The 1,811-nt window shown below is 35.0% G+C and carries 3 protein-coding genes; all 3 read left to right on the forward strand.

Annotated elements, in window-relative coordinates; genetic code table 11:
- The 3 genes from K7G93_RS10440 (at nt 1) to K7G93_RS10450 (ending at nt 1,745) form a co-directional block, all read left to right on the forward strand.
- Nucleotides 1-198 (forward strand): hypothetical protein, encoded by a 198-nt coding sequence (locus K7G93_RS10440; RefSeq protein WP_228400526.1) that lies wholly within the window; start codon nt 1-3, stop codon nt 196-198.
- Between the two features lie 329 nt (nt 199-527).
- On the forward strand, nt 528-812 hold the full coding sequence (locus K7G93_RS10445) for a hypothetical protein (RefSeq protein WP_224046432.1): 285 nt from the start codon (nt 528-530) through the stop codon (nt 810-812).
- A 96-nt stretch (nt 813-908) separates the two neighbouring features.
- Entirely contained in the window at nt 909-1,745 is an 837-nt protein-coding gene (locus K7G93_RS10450) for a rolling circle replication-associated protein (RefSeq protein WP_228400525.1), read from the forward strand.
- Nucleotides 1,746-1,811 lie beyond the last annotated feature (66 nt).

Genomic DNA, 1,811 nt, shown 5'->3' on the forward strand with positions numbered 1-1,811 from the left:
ATGTCTAAAAATGATATTATCACTAATGCTGTGATTAAACTTCAATATATCAATGATGGGGTGATCGGGTTTCAAAATCTGATACCAGAGGGTACGGATTATGATGATTTAATGATTGCTTTTAAGATGATTCTTGAAAAGATAGATTCTGATATAAACAGTATTAGAAATGAACTTATTTCAAGCCTAGCGCAGTAAATGGGGACCCGACCGCCCGCAAGAAATGAGGACGGGAGGGGGTATTTAATGCGCGCCGGGCTTGATTTAGTTTTTTTTAATTTGATATATTTCCTTTACCATTCAAACCCAGTTAATTCTGGGTTTTTTATTGTGGGGTCAAGGGGCGTGCCCCTTGGGATAACCTTGCCGATTTTTAAAAAATCACTGGCTTTTTTGTGCGTTCGATTTTCTTTGGAAAAATGGCAATGACTCACACCCTGCAGAACAATTCCCTTATTTTCGTTCGCTTGATTTTTTTATTTTTCAACTGTATATTTTGTACAATTAAAGCACCTTGAGGCATAAAAATGGCTTATAGAAAAAAAACCGAACCTACCAAAACAATTCGCCTAACTTTAGACGAAAGCGAATACAATGCCATTGTCGAGTTATCAAATATTGAAAATAAGGCGGTTGCTCGTTATCTGGTAGATTTTTTAAGAGATGCTAATGTTTTTTCTTTATTTAAAAATATGACCGTTTTGTTGAAACAAGCACAAGAAGAAAAGGAAATTTTTAAAAATAAATTTGATAGTGATGATAAAAAAGCACTTAATTATATATTTGAAAATCTTACAAAGGATTTTAAGTAATGCTAACCCAAGAAAAAACCCTTACTCCATCTGTCGCCAAACTTTTTGGAATAAGGGTGTATTCTTTCTTAAATTGCCTTTTAGGCGGTGATTATTATGACCCAGATTTTAGAAAATTGCAAAACGGATTCTAATGAGTCCGCCTTTCCTTGTCTATATAGTAACAATTGCACCGAAAATGATTTAAAAAATCAACTTGAAGCCTTATCCTATGCGTCTTCTCGGCTTTCCACTTCTCATAAAAAATCTGCATTTGCTTTAGGTTTAAATGTACAAAATTTTGTTGATGTTTTTGGTTTAAATAACCTAGGTTTTTTAACTTTAACTTTTGCTGACAACGTAACTTACTTCAAAGAGGGATCAAAGCGTTTCCATAGCTTAAGAACTCATGTTCTTAATGTTCGTTATAAAGCTTATGTAAAAGTTATGGAGAGAACTAAAAAAGGTCGTATTCATTATCACTTACTTGTTGCTCTAGATTCTGATATTAGAACTGGTTTTGATTTCGAGGCTATTCAAAATTCCGATTACCGTTCAGCAAATAAAGCATTGCGTGATGAGTGGGCTTTTTGGCGTAAAAATGCCAAAAATTATGGCTTTGGTCGCACAGAATTACTCCCGATAAGATCAACAAGCGAGGGTATCGCAAATTATGTTGGAAAGTACATAGGAAAGCATGTAGAGGCTAGATTGGATGAGGATAAAGGTGTAAGGCTTGTTGAGTATTCTAGAGGGGCTAAAAATGCCAAAGTTGCCAATACTCGTTTTATGTTTTTATCTGACGGTTCTCGCCAGTGGCGGCAAAAGTGCGAAAAATTTGCTTTTTTAATGATGAAAACAAGGGGCTGTATTCCAACAATGGACGGTCTTGCAAAAGAATTAGGCTCAAATTGGGCTTATAAATGGCGTGATTTCATATTGTCGCTAGATTGAGGCGTACGCTTTAAATATTGCAGTATTTAAAGCGTACTAACATTAAAACCTGTTAAGGAGGCTTAA

Source organism: Pasteurella canis, from assembly GCF_020810675.1.
Lineage (GTDB): Bacteria > Pseudomonadota > Gammaproteobacteria > Enterobacterales > Pasteurellaceae > Pasteurella > Pasteurella canis.

What these genes read in the sequence shown, in the direction of transcription:
- K7G93_RS10440 (WP_228400526.1), top strand. Translation starts at nt 1, where the DNA reads ATGTCTAAAAATGATATTATCACTAATGCTGTGATTAAACTTCAATAT.
- K7G93_RS10445 (WP_224046432.1), top strand. Translation starts at nt 528, where the DNA reads ATGGCTTATAGAAAAAAAACCGAACCTACCAAAACAATTCGCCTAACT.
- K7G93_RS10450 (WP_228400525.1), top strand. Translation starts at nt 909, where the DNA reads ATGACCCAGATTTTAGAAAATTGCAAAACGGATTCTAATGAGTCCGCC.